The following is a 16,141-nucleotide window of genomic DNA, read 5'->3' as shown; positions in this document are numbered from 1 at the left end:
GCCACCGACGACGGTTTCTGTACCGGCACGGTCGAGACCGCCACCTACGTGGGCACCCTGGTGCGCGCGGGTGTGCGCATCGACGGCGGGGAGGCGCCGCTGCTGCGCCTGGAGGTACCGGCCGGCCGCGGCCCGGTCACCGGCGAGCGGGTCGGGATCACCGCCGACCCCGAGGACGTCAACCTCTTCCCCACCGAACAGGGAGGGTGAGCCATGGCCGCAACCCTCACCGCCACCGCACCCGCCCGTCCGCGCAAGCTGCTGGCTTCGCGCAAGACCCGCATCGGGATCCTCTACGCGCTGCCGGTCGTCGTCTATCTGCTGGTGCTGTTCGTCTACCCGATCTTCAGCACGCTGTTCCTCAGCGTGAAGGGCACCGATGGCGCACTGACGCTGCACTGGTACGCCGAGGCGCTGACCGGGGTCAACCTCTCGGTGCTGTTCACCACGCTGCGGATCTCGGCGGAGACGGCCGTGCTGAGCCTGGTCTTCGGGTTCGTCCTGGCGAACGCGATCTCCCGGCTCAAGCCCCTGTGGGCCGGAGTGGCCATGCTGGTCGTGGTCGTGCCGCACTTCATCAGCGCCCTGGTGCGCACCTACGGCTGGATCATCATGCTCGGTGACAAGGGCCTGGTGAACGAGTCCCTGGCCAACCTGTGGATCCCCGGGGCGCCGTTCCAGCTGCTGTACAACGAGCTGGGCGTGGTCATCGGCACCACCTCCATGATGCTGCCCTACACGGTGCTGCTGCTGTACGGGGTGATGCGCGGCGTGGACCGCCGACTGCTCGCGGCCGCGGCCAGCATGGGCGCGGGACGCGTGACGATCTTCTGCCGCATCTACCTGCCGCTGGTCTCGCCCGGCCTGGCCAGTGCCGGACTGCTCAGCTTCATCCTGTCGCTGGGCTACTACATCACCCCGGCCCTGATGGGCGGACCCAACCAGACGATGATCGCCACCCTCATCAACCAGCAGGTGATGAAGGAGAACCAGTGGAACGGGGCGGCCGCCCAGGGCGTCATCCTGCTGCTGATCACCTTCGCCGGACTGCTGCTGGTCAAGCTCGTCAGCTCCCTGGGCGCCAGCCGCAAGAAGAGGAGCACCTCATGATGGAGCTGCGCAGCACCCTGGCCGGGCGGATCGCCCTGACCGCGGTGGCCACCGTGATCCTGCTGTTCCTGGCGCTGCCGATCGTGGTCATCCTCGTCACCTCGTTCAGCAACAACGCCTTCGCCTCCTTCCCGCCCGACACCTGGACGCTGAACTGGTACAAGGCGCTGTTCGCCGACGGCAGCAAATGGCCGGCCGCGCTCTCCCTGAGCGCCCTGATCGCCGCCATCAGCACCGTCTTCTCACTGATCATCGGGGTCACCGCGGCGACCGCGCTGACCCGCAGCGAACTCCCGCTGCGCTCGGCGGTCTACGCCCTGGTGCTGGGACCGCTGCTCATCCCGCAGATCGTCACCGCACTGGGCCTGTTCCTGCTGTTCGAGCCCGCCGCGATGCTGGGCAGCCCGCTCGCCATCGCCCTGGGGCACACCGTGCTGGCCTCGCCGATCGCGGTGCTGATCCTGATCGCCACCCTGCGCGGCATCGACGAACGGCTGGAGGACGCCGCCGCCAGCATGGGCGCCGGCCGGCTGACCATCGCCCGCCGGATCACCTTCCCCCTCGCCGCACCGGGAATGATCGCGGCGGCGATCTTCTCCTTCATCACCAGCTTCGACGAGTTCTACATCTCCCAGTTCCTGTCCTCGGTCGACACCGTCACCCTGCCGGTGCGGGTCTACAACTCCCTCACCTTCGACATCGACCCCAGCGTCACCGCGATCAGCGCCATCCTCATCGCCTTCGCGATCCTCGCCCTCGGCCTGGTGGCCCTGGTGCGCTGGCTCGGCTCCGGACGGCAGGGCTCCCTGCTCTCGGTCGAGAACACGGCAGGGGTCGCCAACCCCGGAGGTGAGGCCGTATGACCACCGCCACCGCCCAGTTGGCCGCCGCCACCGCTCAGCGGCACCTGCTGCTGCACATGACCGCCAACGGTTCGCTCGGCCCCGAGGGCGAGGACCTCCTGGTCGTCCAGCGGGGGGAGGGCCCGTACGTCGACGACGCGGACGGCAGGCGCTACATCGACGGCCTGTCAGGGCTGTACTGCTGCCAGCTCGGCTACTCCTACGGCCCCGAGTTCGCCGAGGCCGCCGAACGGCAACTGCGCGAGCTGTGCTACAGCCCGTTGTGGACCGGCTCCGCGCACCCGTCGGCGATCGAACTCGCCGAACGGCTGTCCCGGATCGCCCCCGTGGACATCGAGCACACCTTCTTCTCGAGCGGCGGCGCCGAAGCCGTCGAGACCGCCTGGAAGATCGCCCGCCGCTACCACGCGCTGCGCGGCGAGCCGGGCCGCACCAAGGCCATCGCCCGGCGCGGCGCCTACCACGGGCTGACCATCGGCACCCTGTCGCTCACCGACGACCCGGGCCTGACGGAGCCGTACGGCCCGCCGGCGATCGACACCCGGTTCGTGTCCAACACCAACCGCTTCGGCCTCGCCCCCGAGTACATCGACGACGAGACGTTCACCGCCCGGCTGCTCGCCGAGCTGGAGGCCGCGATCCTGGCCGAGGGCCCGGAGACGATCGCCATGCTCATCGCCGAGCCGGTGCAGAACCGCGGCGGCTGCATCACCCCGCCCCAGGGTTACTGGCCGGGCCTGCGGGCCCTGGCCGACCGGTACGGCTTCCTGCTCGTCGCCGACGAGGTCATCACCGCCTTCGGCCGGCTGGGGGAGTGGTTCGGCGGCGACCGCTACGGCGCCCGCCCCGACATCGTCACCGTCGCCAAGGGCATCACCGCCGGATACGCCCCCATGGGAGCAACTCTCGTCAGCAACCGCGTAGTTGACGTCATCAACCGGCCCGGCGCGGTCCTCAACCACGGCTACACCTTCGCCGGGCACCCGCTGAGCGCGGCCATCGCCCTGCGCAACCTGGAGATCATGGAGCGGGACCGGATCCTGGACAACGTCCACGGCCTCCAGGACCACCTCGCGAACCGCATGGCGTCCCTCACGGACCTGCCGATCGTCGGCGACGTCCGCGGCACCGGGTTCTTCTACTCCTGCGAACTCGTCGGCGACCTCGACGACGGCGGCTTCAGCGACCTGGCCCGCGCCGGCCTGATCGTCGACCTGATCCCGCGCCGGCTGCGCGAGGCCGGCCTGCTGGCCCGCGTCTACAACCGGTCCGCGCCGCTGGTCCAGATCGCGCCCCCGCTGATCAGTGACCGCGCCCTGCTGGACCGTATCGCCGACATCCTCGCGGTCACTCTCGCCGAGGCGTCCGCCCGCATCTGATCCAGGTATTCACGTATTCACGTTTTGGGAAGGAACCCCATGTATTCCATCGATTCGCTGACCGTCGCCCCGGGCGAGCGCGCCCAGGGCCTGATCCCGGTCGGCACCAGCAGTTACGGCGTGGAGCTCGGTATTCCGCTGATCGTCGTCAACGGGGTTCAGGACGGCCCGGTCCTGTGTGTGGACGCGGGCGTGCACGGCGACGAGTACGACGGCCAGGAGGCCATCCGGCGTGTCCTCGCCGAACTCGACCCGGCCACGCTGCGCGGCACCGTCGTCGGCATCCCCTGCCTGAACACCCCGGCCTTCGAGGCGGCCGCCCGCGCCAGCGGCATCGACCACCTCAACCTCAACCGCATCTTCCCGGGCGACGCGGAGGGCTCGTACTCCCAGCGCCTGGCCGCCACGTTCGTCGAGAAGGTCGTCCCGGCCGTCGATGCCGTGGTCGACCTGCACACCGGTGGTGCCTACGGCGAGATCACCCCGCTGGTCATCCTCCAGGGCGGCTACGAGGACCTGGCCACCGACCTGGCGCTGGCGGCCGGTCACGAGCTGGTCTGGAAGGGCGGCAAGTGGGGCGGCACGGTCCGCCACCCCGTTCTCGCGGCGGGCAAGCCCGCCATCACCATCGAGGTCGGCGGCGGCACCTACCGCGAGGCCAATGTCGAGACGCACATGAACTCGATCCGCAACGTCCTGCGCAGCCTCGGCATGACCGACGGCGAGGCGGAGCTGCGGGACACCTACACCACCGTCTCCGGAACCTTCGCCCGCTCCGCCTCCGGCGGCTTCTTCGTCGCTCGCGCCGAGCCGGGGGAGAACTGCAAGGAGGGCGACCTGATCGCCACCATCACCGACCACTACGGCAACACGCTGGAAGAGGTCACCGCCCCGCAGGACGGCATCGTGCTCTGGGTCCGCCGGATCCGCACCGTCCGCCCGGGCGACGAAGTCGTCATCTTCGGCGAGGTCCTCGGGGAGATCCGGCCATGACCGGCGAACTGCAGCTGACCGAGCTGCTCATCGACGGCAAGCAGGTCCCCGCCGCCGACGGCCGCTCCTTCACCGTCCTCGACCCGTCGAACGGCACGCCCATTGCCCAGGTGGCGCTGGCCGGCGAAGCGGACGTAAACCAGGCGGTGGCTGCCGCACGGGCGGCGTTCACCTCTCCCGAGTGGGCCGGGATGCGCGCCGCAGACCGGGGCCGGATCCTCTACCGCATCGCGGAGGCCATCCGCCACCAGGGCGAACGACTGGCGCGTCTGGAGAGCTGGGACGTCGGCAAGCCACTGCGCCAGGCGAAGGCCGATGTCGAGGCCGCGGCCCGGTACTTCGAGTTCTACGCGGGCGTCGCCGACAAGCTCGGCGGCACCACGATCCCCCTCGGGCCCGGCCTCATCGACTACACCGTCCGCGAGCCGATCGGCGTCTCCGGCCAGATCATCCCCTTCAACTACCCGCTGCAGAACACCGCGCGGGGTTCCGCCCCGGCACTGGCGGCGGGCTGCACGGTGGTGCTCAAGCCCTCCCCGGAGGCGCCGCTCACCCCGCTGGAGATCGCCCGGATCGCCCTGGAGTGCGGCCTTCCGCCGGGCGTCCTGAACGTCGTCCCCGGTGACGGCGAGACCGGCGCGGCCCTCGCCGGCCACCCGGACATCAACCAGGTCACCTTCACCGGCTCGGTGCCCACCGGCATCAAGGTCGCCCAGGCGGCCGCCGCCAACGTGGTGCCGTCGGTCACCGAGCTGGGCGGCAAGTCGCCGGTCGTCGTCTTCGCCGACGCCGACTTCGACCTGGCCCTCGGTGCCGTCGCCGCCTCGGCCTTCGGCAACGCCGGGCAGACCTGTTCGGCCGGTACGCGGCTGCTGCTCCAGCGCGGTGCCGAGGAGTTCCTCGAAAAGTTGGTCTCGCACGCCGCTTCCCTGCGCATCGGCCCCGGGCTCACCGACCCGGACATCGGCCCGCTCGTCGCCGCCCGGCAGCGCGACCGGGTGCTGGGCTACCTGGACGTGGCCCGGCAGGAGGGCGCGACGGTCCGCGTCGGCGGCGCCCCATCGGACCCGGCCCTGGCCGACGGCTACTACGTCGAGCCGACCGTCCTCACGGGCCTGACCAACGACGCCCGGTGCGCCCGTGAGGAGATCTTCGGACCCGTCGTCACCGTCATCGAGTTCGACGACGCCGACGAGGCCCTGGACATCGCCAACGACAGCCCGTACGGCCTGGCCTCCTACGTCTGGACCCGGGACATCGACAAGGCGATGCGGCTGGCCGAGGGCATCCGGGCCGGTCAGGTCTACGTCAACGCCACCGGTGTCGGCACCGGCGTCGAGCTCCCCTTCGGCGGCTACAAGCACAGCGGCTGGGGCCGGGAGAAGGGCCTGGCAGGCCTGGACAGCTACCTGCAGACCAAGAACGTCTGCATCGGATTCGGCAGCCGGTCATGAGGTACCGCACCTTGGGCGAGCGCGGCCCGGCCGTCTCCGTGGTCGGCGTCGGCGGCAACAACTTCGGCTCCCGCCTCGACGAGGACGGAACGAAGGCCGTCGTCCACGCGGCCCTCGACGCCGGGATCACGCTCTTCGACACCGCCGACATGTACGGCGGATTCGGGGAGAGCGGCACCGGGCGCGGTGACGGCGAACGGCTCCTCGGCGCCGCCCTCAAGGGGCACCGCGACGAGGTCGTGCTGGCCACCAAGTTCGGTATGGAGATGGGCCGAGACGCGGACATGTACGGGCCGCGCGGGTCACGTGCCTACCTCCGGTACGCCGTAGAGGCGTCACTGCGCCGACTCGGCACGGACCGGATCGATCTGTACCAGTACCACGAGCCGGACGGCGTCACTCCGCTGGAGGAGACGGTGGCCGCGCTCCGAGAGCTGGTCGACGAGGGCAAGATCCGGTACATCGGCTGCTCCAACCTCCCGGCCGAGGACCTCACCGACGCCTTCGTCTCCACCCAGGCGCGCTACCACCTGCTCGACCGCGGCGTGGAGCGGGACCTGATCCCGGCCTGCCTGCGCCATGGCGTCGGCCTGCTGCCGTACTACCCGCTGGCCAACGGCCTGCTCAGCGGCAAGTACCGGCGCGGAGAGCAGCCCCCACCCGGCAGCCGACTGTCCTGGCGGCAGGGCTGGCTCACCGACGCGGCCCTCGACAAGGTCGAGGCGCTCACCGCGTACGGCGCCGAACGTGGCCTGACCCTCCTCCAGGTCGCCGTGGGCGGACTGGCCGCGCTTCCCGCGGTCGGCTCCGTGATCTGCGGCGCCATGAACCCCGGACAGGTCGCCGCCAACGCGGCTGCGGCCGACTGGGTCCCCGACGCGGCCGACCTGGCTGCACTGGACGCGATCGTCACCCCCGGCGAACGCGTCGTCTGAAGCCCCCACATCCTCTGGAAACCCGCGAAATAGAGGCTGAACACCATGCGAGAGATCGTCACCTTCGACGCCTATGCAACCCTCATCAACTTCGAGCTCGGCCCCACGACCCTGAAGGTCCTGGAGGACCGGCTGGACCTGGACAACCTGGACGTCGACGAGTTCCTCGACGACTTCCGCGTCATGCGCTTCCAGGCCGTCCTGGAGGCCTACCGCCCCTATCACGAGATCCTGCACTCCAGCCTGCGCAACGCCATGCGCCTGCACGGCCTGGAGTACCGCACCTCCGACGGCGACGCCCTCGTCGAGGCCGTCCCCACCTTCGGCCCCTGGCCGGAGGTCCCGGACGCGCTGCGCGCCCTGAAGACCAAGTACGAGATCGCCATCATCTCCAACACCGACGACAACCTGATCGCGCGTAACGTGGAGAACATCGGCGTCGAGTTCGACTACGTCATCACCGCCCAGCAGGCCGGCGCCTACAAGCCGGACCGCCAGACCTTCGAGTACGCCTTCCAGACCATGGGCGTCGAGCCGTCGCAGGTCATCCACACCGCCCAGGGCTGGGAGTACGACCACATCCCGACCCGCGACCTCGGCCTGAAGCGCCGGGTGTGGATCAACCGCTACGGCCGCCTGGGCAGCTCCGACTACCAGCCCTACGACGAGCTGCCCGACCTGTCGGGCCTGCCCGCGCTGCTCGGCTGCTGACCGACGGCGCACCGGCGAAACAGACCGAGAAGACAGAGGACGCACGCCATGAAGCAGATCCCCTACTGGATGGACACCGCTCCCGCCCTGCCCGACCGTTCCGGGAAGGACCTGCCCGACGAGGCGGACGTGGTGGTGATCGGCGGCGGCCTCACCGGCCTGTCCACCGCCTACCACGCCGCCCGCAAGGGTGCCCGGGTCGTCCTCGTCGAGAAGGACCAGGTCGGTTCGGGCGCCTCCGGGCGCAACGGCAGCCACTGCAACCCCGGCATCACCATCAGCCCGGCCCAGGCCCGCAAGCGCTACGGGCAGGAGCGTGCCCGCGAGCTCTACGACGCGTTCCGCGACGCTGTGGACATGGTCGAGGAGCTTGCGGTCAGGGAGAAGATCGACTGCGACTTCCACCGTGCCGGGCGCCTCGGCGCGATCTGCAAGCCCCAGCACTTCGAGGGCCTGCAGGCCAAGCAGCGCGACCTGGCCGAGAACTTCGGCCACGAGACGGTCGTCCTGAGCAAGAGCGAGCTGCGCGCCGAGCTCGGCACGGACTACTACCACGGCGCCCTGCTCGACCCGCTCGGCGCAGCCATACACGTGGGCAAGTTCGTCGTCGGCCTGGCAGCCGCCGCCGAGCGTGCCGGCGCCGAGATCCACGAGCGCAACGCCGCCACCGGCCTCACCCGCCTCCCCGGCGGCGGCTTCTCGGTGGAGACCCTGCGCGGCACCATCCGTGCCAAGCAGGTGATGGCGGCGACGGACGCCTACACCGACAATTCGATGCCGTGGTTCCGCAAGCGGCTGATCAACGTCGGCAGCTTCATCATCGTCACCGAGCCGCTGGGGGAGGCGCGCGCCAAGGAGCTCATCCCGAACGGCCGCCTGCTGGTCGCCCAGAAGAATGTCGGCAACTACATCCGCCTCACCCCGGACAACCGCCTCGCCTTCGGCGGCCGGGCCCGCTTCGCCCCCTCCAACCCGGCCTCCGACGTCAAGAGCGGCGACATCCTCAAGCGGGAGATGACGGAGATCTTCCCGCAGCTGGCCGGGACGCGGATCGACTATGTCTGGGGCGGCATGGTCGGCTTCTCCTGGGACCGCATCCCGCACGCGGGTGACGTCAACGGCCTGTACTACTCCATGGGTTACTGCGGCCACGGCGTGCAGATGGCCACGTACATGGGCCGGGCGGTCGCCGAGATGATGGACGGCAAGCCGGAGGCCAACCCGATGCGCGGCTTCGGCTTCCCGAAGGTCCCCGTTCCCTTCTACAACGGCACCCCCTGGTTCCTGCCGTTCGGCGGCGCCTACTACAAGGCCAAGGACCGACTGAGCTGAGGCGACGGTGCGGTGGTACTGCGGGGGCTTGCCGCGAAGTGGTCGCGGGAAGCCCCCGCCGTTCCTGTGACGAGGAACCCGCCGACAGCGCCCGGCCGGCCCGCGCGCTCGATTCTTCGCGCAGGGGATCGACGATCCAACCGTGCCGGAAGAGCCGGACCCGACGCACCCTACGCAGCCCCCGAAGATCCCGAAGGCCATGGACAAACCTCAGTGTCAGTGGCTCGCGTTAGTCTGCGCGCATCTGACCGATTTCCCCGATCAGGGAGGAATTCATGGCCTCGCAGCTCAATCCGTATCTCAGCTTCAACGGTGACGCTCGGCAGGCGTTGGAGTTCTACAAGGAGGTGTTCGGCGGCACGCTGTCGATGAACACTTACGGCGAGTTCGGGCAGGAGGGCACGCCGGACGCCGACAAGATCATGCACGGCATGCTGGAGACCCCGAGCGGCTACACCCTGATGGGCGCCGACGGCGCTCCGGGGCAGGAGGCGCAGCCGGGCAACAACTTCTCGGTGGCCCTGACCGGCGACGACGACGCCGAACTGCGCGGCTACTGGGAGAAGCTGTCCGCCGACGGCTCGGTGTCCGTGCCGCTGGAGAAGCAGATGTGGGGCGACGTCTTCGGTATGTGTACGGACCGGTTCGGTATCCCCTGGATGGTGAACATCAGTCAGGCGGAGAGCTGAGCGCAGAGCGGGACGGAACCGGATCCCTCCGGTTCCGCTGAGGGGACGGGCTCGCGTGGGCCCGTCCCCTCAGAAGCGGGCGCTACGGCCTGCGCGGCCGGGTCCGCCTGACAGCGGAACCGGACCACGTGGGCGTATGGCCGGACGAAACCGACCGGCCCGACCGGCCTTGGCCTGCCGATCTGCCGTAGCAAAAAACCTGGTGCCCCACCCGTCGCGAGTTTCCTACACTCGCCACGCAACGTGCGCCGCCACGACTTGGCGGCGCGTCTCGTAAGCAGTGAGACGAGTGAGGGGAGCCCGACCGTGCGGTACCGCACCGTTGTCGTCGTTCCCCGGTCGCTGTACGAGGTGATCCTCGTGTCTTCGGCTGCCCGGTGCCCGCTGCGCGGCCGGTACCGGATGACCGTGACGAACGCCTGACCCGGCAACACCTGACGCGGCAACGCCCGACTCGACGAGTCGGCTCGCACACCACCTCAACGCCTGGTCCCTGCCTGCCCGTTGCCGTCTCGACAGGCCAGTCTCCACAGACCCGTTCCGTCCGGGAATCGCGCTGCCCCATTCTGGATCATCCCGAAAGGCCATGGGCCGTGCGCAACGACCTGCACCGTCAACTCACCAGTCCGCTCACCGCCGTTCGCAATCTGGGCATCCTCGCCCACGTCGACGCCGGGAAGACCACCGTCACCGAGCGGATCCTGTACGTCACCGGGACCACCCACAAGCGGGGTGAGGTCCATGACGGCACGACCGTCACCGACTTCGACTCTCAGGAGCGCGATCGTGGCATCACCATCTTCGCCGCGGCGGTCAGCTGCGCCTGGGACGGCCACCGGATCAACCTGATCGACACTCCGGGCCATGTCGACTTCTCCGACGAGGTGGAACGCTCGCTGCGCGTGCTCGACGGCGCGATCGCGGTGTTCGACGCCGTCGCGGGAGTGGAGCCGCAGAGCGAGTCGGTGTGGCGGCAGGCCGACCGGCACGGTGTGCCACGGATCGCCTTCGTCAACAAGCTGGACCGCGCCGGTGCCGACCTCGACACGGCGGTCGAGTCGATCCGGGAGCGGTTGCATCCGGCCCCGCTGGTCGTCCAGTTGCCGATCGGCACGGAGGACGGCTTCACCGGGGTGGTGGATCTGGTGCGTATGAGGTCGCTGGTCTGGGCCGACGGCAGCGAGGCGGTCGACGAAGGTCCGGTTCCGGACGCCCTGCGGGACGAAGCACACCGGCGCCGACGGCAGTTGGAGGAGGCGGTGGCTGAACTCCATGCGCCCGCACTGGAGGAGTTCTGCGCGCAGTCTGCTCTCTCCGCGCGGACGCTGACTGCCGCGCTGCGCGATCTGACCCGTACCGGTGACGGCGTGGTCGTGCTGTGCGGCTCGGCCTATCGCAACCGCGGAATCGAGCCGCTGCTGGAGGCCGTCGTCGCGTACCTGCCCTCGCCGCTGGACGTGCCCGCGATACGCGGCACTCAGGACGGCGCGGAGCAGGAACGGGCCGCCGACCCGGCGGCGCCGTTCGCGGCACTGGCGTTCAAGGTGAACGCCACCGCCACGGGGCGGCTGACGTACGTACGTCTGTACTCGGGAACGATCGAGAAGGGAGAGACAGTGTGGGACGCGGGCGCACGCCGCACCGAGCGCATCGGGCGGATTCTGCGGGTCCAGGCCGACCGCCACGCGGAGCTGGACCGGGCCGTGGCCGGGGACATCGTCGCGGTGGTCGGGCTGAAGTACGCCCGCGCCGGGGCGACCCTGTGCGCACCCTCGGCTCCCCTGCTTCTCGAACCGCCGACCGCCGCCGATCCGGTCGTCTCCGTGGCGGTCGAGGCGCGCAGGAGCACCGACACCAACCGCCTGGCGTCCGCGTTGACGCGGCTGGTCGAGGAGGATCCCTCGCTGGTGGTCAGGACCGACCCCGAGACCGGCCAGACCGTGCTGTCGGGGATGGGTGAGCTGCATCTGGAGGTGGCGGTGGAGAAGATCCGGCGCGCCCACGGGCTGGCCGTCGGCGTCGGCCGGCCGAGGGTGGCGTACCGGGAGACCCTCGTCCGTGGCGTGTCGGGGCTGGTGTACCGGCATGTCAAACAGGACGGAGGCGCCGGTCAGTTCGCCCATGTCGTCCTCGATGTGGGGCCGCTGGAGGCCGCCTCTGGTGCCGCCGGTTCCGATGGTGCCGACAGCGCGACCGGCTTCGCGTTCCGGTCGGCCGTCGTCGGGGGCCGGGTGCCGAAGGAGTACGTACGAGCGGTCGAGGCGGGTTGCCGGGACGCGCTGGCAGAAGGGCCGCTCGGCGGCCATCCGGTGACCGGGGTGAGCGTCGTGCTGACCGATGGGGCGACCCATCCGAAGGACTCTTCGGAGATGGCGTTCCGGACGGCCGGCCGACTCGCACTCCGTGACGCACTGCGGGTCGGCGAGATGGCGCTCCTGGAACCGGTGGTCGACGTCACGGTCACCGTGCCCGAGGACGCCATGGGCGGGGTGCTCGGCGACCTCGCGGCGCGGCGCGGCCGGGTCTCGGGCTCGGTCGCGCGGGCGGGCGCGGTGGTGATCACGGCGACCGTGCCGCTGGCCGAACTGTTCGGCTATGCCACGCGGTTGCGCAGCCGCACCCAGGGCCGGGGCACCTTCACCACCCGGCCTGCCGGGTACGCCCCGGCACCGAGCGCGGCGTCCGACGGGGTCCCGGCCCGGTAGCCCCAAGGGCGGTGGCCGCGAAGACGGTGGCTACAGAGACGGTCCCGCCCGTACGAGACGTACACGGGCGGGACCGTTCTGTGGGCGTCTGACGACAGGCCCTACTGCTCGCGGCGGGCTATCAGGTCGTAGCCGGCCTCGTCCACGGCCTCGGCGACCGCGTCGTACGCCAGGCGTTCGCCGCTGGACACCGTCACGCGGCCGGTCTTCAGGTCGACCTCCACGCCCGTGACGCCGTCGAGCGCGCCGACCTCGGACGAGACGGCCTTGACGCAGTGGTCGCACGTCATGCCCTTGACCTCGTAAATGTCCTGCACCATGACTCTGCTCCTGTCGGTTCTTGTCTCTTCGCCTGTCTTCGCTTGTCTCTTCGCTTCGTGTCTCTGCTCGATGTGTCTCATCATACCCCCAGGGGGTATCTTCTCTGTCAAGAGCCCGCCGCCTGAAACCCCCGCAGGCGCAGGCTGTTGCCCACCACGAAGACCGACGAGAACGCCATCGCCGCTCCCGCGATCATCGGGTTGAGGAGGCCGGCCGCCGCGAGGGGGAGGACGGCGACGTTGTAGGCGAAGGCCCAGAACAGGTTGGACCTGATGGTGCCGAGGGTCCGGCGCGAGAGGCGGATCGCGTCGGCCGCGGCCCGCAGGTCGCCCCGTACGAGAGTGAGGTCGCCGGCCTCGATGGCCGCGTCCGTGCCCGTACCCATGGCCAGCCCCAGGTCCGCCTGCGCCAGCGCGGCCGCGTCGTTGACGCCGTCGCCGACCATCGCCACCGAACGGCCCTCCGCCTGAAGGCGCTTGACCACGCCCACCTTGTCCTGGGGGAGTACCTCGGCGATGACCTCGTCGATACCGACCTCGGCGGCGACGGACCGCGCGACCGCCTCGTTGTCGCCGGTCAGCAGGATCGGAGTCAGACCGAGCGCCCGCAGCCGCGTGATCGCCTCGGGGCTGGTCTCCTTGACGGCGTCGGCCACCTCGAGAACCGCACGGGCCTCGCCGTCCCAGGCGACCGCGATCGCCGTACGACCGGCCGCCTCAGCCTCCGCCTTGGCGCGCTCCAGGTTCACGGGCAGCCGGATCTCCCACTCGGCGAGCAGCTTCTCCCGGCCGACCAGAACCGCGTGCCCCTCGACGATGCCCTGGACGCCGAGGCCCGCGACGTTCGCGAAGTCCTCCGGGGTGGGCAGCTTGCCGACCTTCTGCGCGGCGCCCGCGGCCACCGCCTTCGCGATGGGGTGCTCCGAGGAGTGCTCCAACGCACCGGCCAGGAGCAGAACTTCGTCCTCGGTGGTGCCGTCGGCGGTGTGCACGGCCAGCAGGGTCATCCGGCCGGTGGTCACCGTGCCGGTCTTGTCGAGGACGATCGTGTCGACCTTGCGCGTGTTCTCCAGCACCTCGGGGCCCTTGATCAGGATGCCGAGCTGCGCGCCGCGCCCGGTGCCGACCATCAGCGCGGTCGGCGTCGCGAGACCCAGGGCGCACGGGCAGGCGATGATCAGGACGGCGACCGCGGCGGTGAAGGCGGCGGTCAGCCCGGAGCCGTTGCCGAGCCAGAAGCCGAGGGTGGCCAGGGCGAGGCCGATGACGACCGGTACGAAGACCGCGGAGATCCGGTCGGCGAGGCGTTGGGCGGCGGCCTTGCCGTTCTGCGCGTCCTCCACCAGCTTGGCCATACGGGAGAGTTGGGTGTCGGCGCCAACACGGGTGGCCTCTACGACGAGCCGTCCGCCGACGTTGAGCGTGGCACCGGTGACGCCGTCGCCGGTCGCGACCTCGACCGGTACGGACTCGCCGGTCAGCATGGAGGCGTCCACGGCGGAGGAGCCCTGGACGACGACGCCGTCGGTGGCGATCTTCTCGCCGGGGCGCACCAGGAAGCGGTCGCCGACCTTCAATTCGGCGGTGGGGACGGTCAGTTCGCGACCGTCGGCACGCAGGACCGTCACCTCCTTCGCACCGAGTTCCAGCAGCGCCTTGAGAGCCGCGCCCGCCTTCCGCTTGGACCGGGCCTCGAAGTAGCGGCCCGCGAGGATGAAGGCGGTGACTCCGGCGGCGGCTTCCAGGTAGATGTTCCCCGCGCCGTCGCTGCGGGCGATGGTCAGCTCGAAGGGGTGCGTCATACCGGGCGTGCCGGCCGTTCCGAAGAAGAGGGCCCACACCGACCACAGGAACGCGGCCGACGTACCGACCGAGATCAGCGTGTCCATGGTGGCCGCACCGTGCCGGGCGTTGGTCCAGGCGGCGCGGTGGAAGGGCCAGGCGGCATACGTGACGACGGGCGCCGCCAGTGTCAGGGACAGCCACTGCCAGTACTCGAACTGCAGGGCCGGGATCATCGCCATCGCGACGACCGGCACGGCGAGGGTGACGGCGGTGATCAGGCGCTCGCGGAGCGGCCGCAGTTCGTCGTACGCACCGGAGTCGGGCCCCTCCTCGCCGCCGGCCGTGGGCTCGGGGCGTACGGGCGCGGGCTCGTGGGCGGTGTAGCCGGTGGCCTCGACCGTGGAGATCAGGTCCTGGACGGAGACGTCCTCGCCGCGGTACGTGACCTTGGCCTTCTCGGTCGCGTAGTTGACGGTGGCCTCGACGCCGTCCATGCGGTTGAGCTTCTTCTCGATCCGGGCCGCGCACGAGGCGCAGGTCATGCCGCCGATGGCGAGTTCGACCTCGGCGGCGCCGGGTGTGGTGGTGGCCATGTCCGCTCCTCGCAGCATGTTGGATTTATACCCCTGGGGGGTATGAAGCTCTGCGTCTCCATGTATACCCCCCATCCGTATTCGATTCAAGGGGTGATTCGACTTGACTGTGTACCCCCTGGGGGTATGTTGGAAGGCGTCGGTCGCCCCCGAACGGCGGCCCTTGAGACCTTCGAGAAGGGACCAGGCCATGCACACCGCACTGAAGATCACGACCTTCACCGCCGCGCTCGCCGCGACCTTCGGCACGGCCTACGGGGTGGGTAACGTCCTCGACCCCGTGGTGTCCGACGACAAGACCACCGAGACCGCGCAGCACGACAGCCACGCGACGAGCACGAAGAACGACGAGGGCGGGGGAGGCGGCTCAGGCACGGAGGAGGCCGGCGGGCACGCGGCGGAACTGCCCGGCGGGCTGCAGACCTCCGAGGGCGGCTACACGCTCGACCTGAAGACCTCGCGCATCGAGGTCGGCGCGGACACCGAGCTGAGCTTCGCCATCGTCAAGGACAGCACCGGACGGAACGTGACCGCGTACCAGCGCGAACACGAGAAGGAACTGCACCTCATCGTCGCCTCACGCGACCTCACGGTCTATCGCCACCTCCACCCCACCCGTGCCGCCGACGGCACCTGGTCGATCCCGGTCGAGCTGCCGAAGGCGGGCGGCTACCGCGTCTTCGCCGACTTCACACCCAAGGGCGCCGCGGAGGGCCTGACCCTCGGCTCCGACCTCGCGGTGTCGGGCCCGTACAAGCCGGCCGAACTGCCGAAGGCCGCCCCCACCGCGATCGTCGACGACTACAAGGTCACCCTCAACGGCGAGCTCCGCCCCGGCACAGGCAGCGAACTGAAGCTGAACGTCACCAAGGACGGCAAGCCCGTGCGCAACCTCCAGCCTTACCTGGGCGCATACGGCCACCTGGTCGCCCTCCGCTCAGGAGACCTCGCCTACCTCCACGTCCACCCCAACGGCGAGCCCGGCGACGGGAAAACGAAGTCCGGCCCGGAGGTGTCCTTCACGGCAACGGCCCCCAGCAAGGGCGCGTACCGCCTCTTCCTCGACTTCAAGCACGAGGGCAAGGTCCGTACGGCGGCGTTCACGGTGCATGCGGGGGGTGCGCCGGCGGCGGCGGAACCGACGACGGCGGAGCCGGGCGCGGACGAGCACGGTTCGGGCGGCGGCCACGGGCACTGAACTCGGGCCCGGCGATAGTCGAGTTCCGCCAAGACCCGCGGCGTCACCGCCAGGTGGGTGACGGCCACCGCCAC

The 16,141-nt window shown here is 70.2% G+C and carries 14 protein-coding genes; 12 read left to right on the top strand and 2 right to left on the bottom strand.

The genetic code is table 11. The annotated features are described in order from the left end of the window. The 11 genes from IEZ21_RS28330 to fusA form a co-directional block, all read left to right on the top strand. The coding region (locus IEZ21_RS28330; protein ID WP_189324714.1) for a TOBE domain-containing protein at window positions 1-210 on the top strand (210 nt) is incomplete at its 5' end. A 3-nt stretch (window positions 211-213) separates the two neighbouring features. Then, the gene (locus IEZ21_RS28325) at window positions 214-1,110 is read left to right on the top strand and encodes an ABC transporter permease (protein ID WP_189324713.1); all 897 of its coding nucleotides are present in this window, start codon (window positions 214-216) and stop codon (window positions 1,108-1,110) included. Continuing rightward, entirely contained in the window at window positions 1,107-1,973 is an 867-nt protein-coding gene (locus tag IEZ21_RS28320) for an ABC transporter permease (protein ID WP_189324712.1), read from the top strand. Before IEZ21_RS28325 ends, IEZ21_RS28320 begins: the two co-directional genes overlap by 4 nt. Continuing rightward, window positions 1,970-3,352, top strand: coding sequence for an aminotransferase class III-fold pyridoxal phosphate-dependent enzyme (locus tag IEZ21_RS28315; protein ID WP_189324711.1), 1,383 nt, complete (start codon window positions 1,970-1,972; stop codon window positions 3,350-3,352). The genes IEZ21_RS28320 and IEZ21_RS28315 overlap by 4 nt, the downstream gene beginning before the upstream one ends. Window positions 3,353-3,391: 39 nt before the next feature. After that, window positions 3,392-4,345: a succinylglutamate desuccinylase/aspartoacylase family protein gene (locus tag IEZ21_RS28310; RefSeq protein ID WP_189324710.1), complete on the top strand. Its 954-nt coding sequence runs from the start codon at window positions 3,392-3,394 to the stop codon at window positions 4,343-4,345. After that, entirely contained in the window at window positions 4,342-5,799 is a 1,458-nt protein-coding gene (locus IEZ21_RS28305; protein WP_189324709.1) for an aldehyde dehydrogenase family protein, read from the top strand. Before IEZ21_RS28310 ends, IEZ21_RS28305 begins: the two co-directional genes overlap by 4 nt. Next, window positions 5,796-6,734, top strand: a complete 939-nt coding sequence (locus IEZ21_RS28300; RefSeq protein WP_189324708.1) for an aldo/keto reductase — start codon at window positions 5,796-5,798, stop codon at window positions 6,732-6,734. Before IEZ21_RS28305 ends, IEZ21_RS28300 begins: the two co-directional genes overlap by 4 nt. Window positions 6,735-6,779: 45 nt before the next feature. Continuing rightward, window positions 6,780-7,445 carry a haloacid dehalogenase type II gene (locus tag IEZ21_RS28295; protein WP_189324707.1) on the top strand — a complete coding sequence of 222 codons (666 nt, stop codon included), beginning with the start codon at window positions 6,780-6,782 and terminating at the stop codon, window positions 7,443-7,445. Window positions 7,446-7,493: 48 nt separating this feature from the next. Continuing rightward, entirely contained in the window at window positions 7,494-8,777 is a 1,284-nt protein-coding gene (locus IEZ21_RS28290; RefSeq protein WP_189324706.1) for an NAD(P)/FAD-dependent oxidoreductase, read from the top strand. Between the two features lie 275 nt (window positions 8,778-9,052). After that, the gene (locus IEZ21_RS28285) at window positions 9,053-9,466 is read left to right on the top strand and encodes a VOC family protein (protein ID WP_189324705.1); all 414 of its coding nucleotides are present in this window, start codon (window positions 9,053-9,055) and stop codon (window positions 9,464-9,466) included. Window positions 9,467-10,059: 593 nt separating this feature from the next. After that, window positions 10,060-12,171 carry an elongation factor G gene (fusA, locus tag IEZ21_RS28280; RefSeq protein WP_189324704.1) on the top strand — a complete coding sequence of 704 codons (2,112 nt, stop codon included), beginning with the start codon at window positions 10,060-10,062 and terminating at the stop codon, window positions 12,169-12,171. Between the two features lie 101 nt (window positions 12,172-12,272). On the opposite strand, the gene IEZ21_RS28275 is transcribed toward fusA, so the two are convergent. Both IEZ21_RS28275 and IEZ21_RS28270 read right to left on the bottom strand, forming a co-directional pair. After that, window positions 12,273-12,491 (bottom strand): heavy-metal-associated domain-containing protein, encoded by a 219-nt coding sequence (locus tag IEZ21_RS28275; RefSeq protein ID WP_033325961.1) that lies wholly within the window; start codon window positions 12,489-12,491, stop codon window positions 12,273-12,275. Between the two features lie 107 nt (window positions 12,492-12,598). Then, window positions 12,599-14,869: a heavy metal translocating P-type ATPase gene (locus IEZ21_RS28270; RefSeq protein WP_189324703.1), complete on the bottom strand. Its 2,271-nt coding sequence runs from the start codon at window positions 14,867-14,869 to the stop codon at window positions 12,599-12,601. Window positions 14,870-15,059: 190 nt separating this feature from the next. Here IEZ21_RS28270 and IEZ21_RS28265 point away from each other — a divergent pair, with 190 nt between their 5' ends. Then, window positions 15,060-16,067 carry a DUF8832 domain-containing protein gene (locus IEZ21_RS28265; protein WP_189324702.1) on the top strand — a complete coding sequence of 336 codons (1,008 nt, stop codon included), beginning with the start codon at window positions 15,060-15,062 and terminating at the stop codon, window positions 16,065-16,067. The last annotated feature ends 74 nt before the right edge of the window (window positions 16,068-16,141 follow it).

Source organism: Streptomyces flaveus (genome assembly GCF_014647675.1).
Taxonomy (GTDB): domain Bacteria; phylum Actinomycetota; class Actinomycetes; order Streptomycetales; family Streptomycetaceae; genus Streptomyces; species Streptomyces flaveus.
This window is presented reverse-complemented; position numbering and strand designations above follow the sequence as displayed.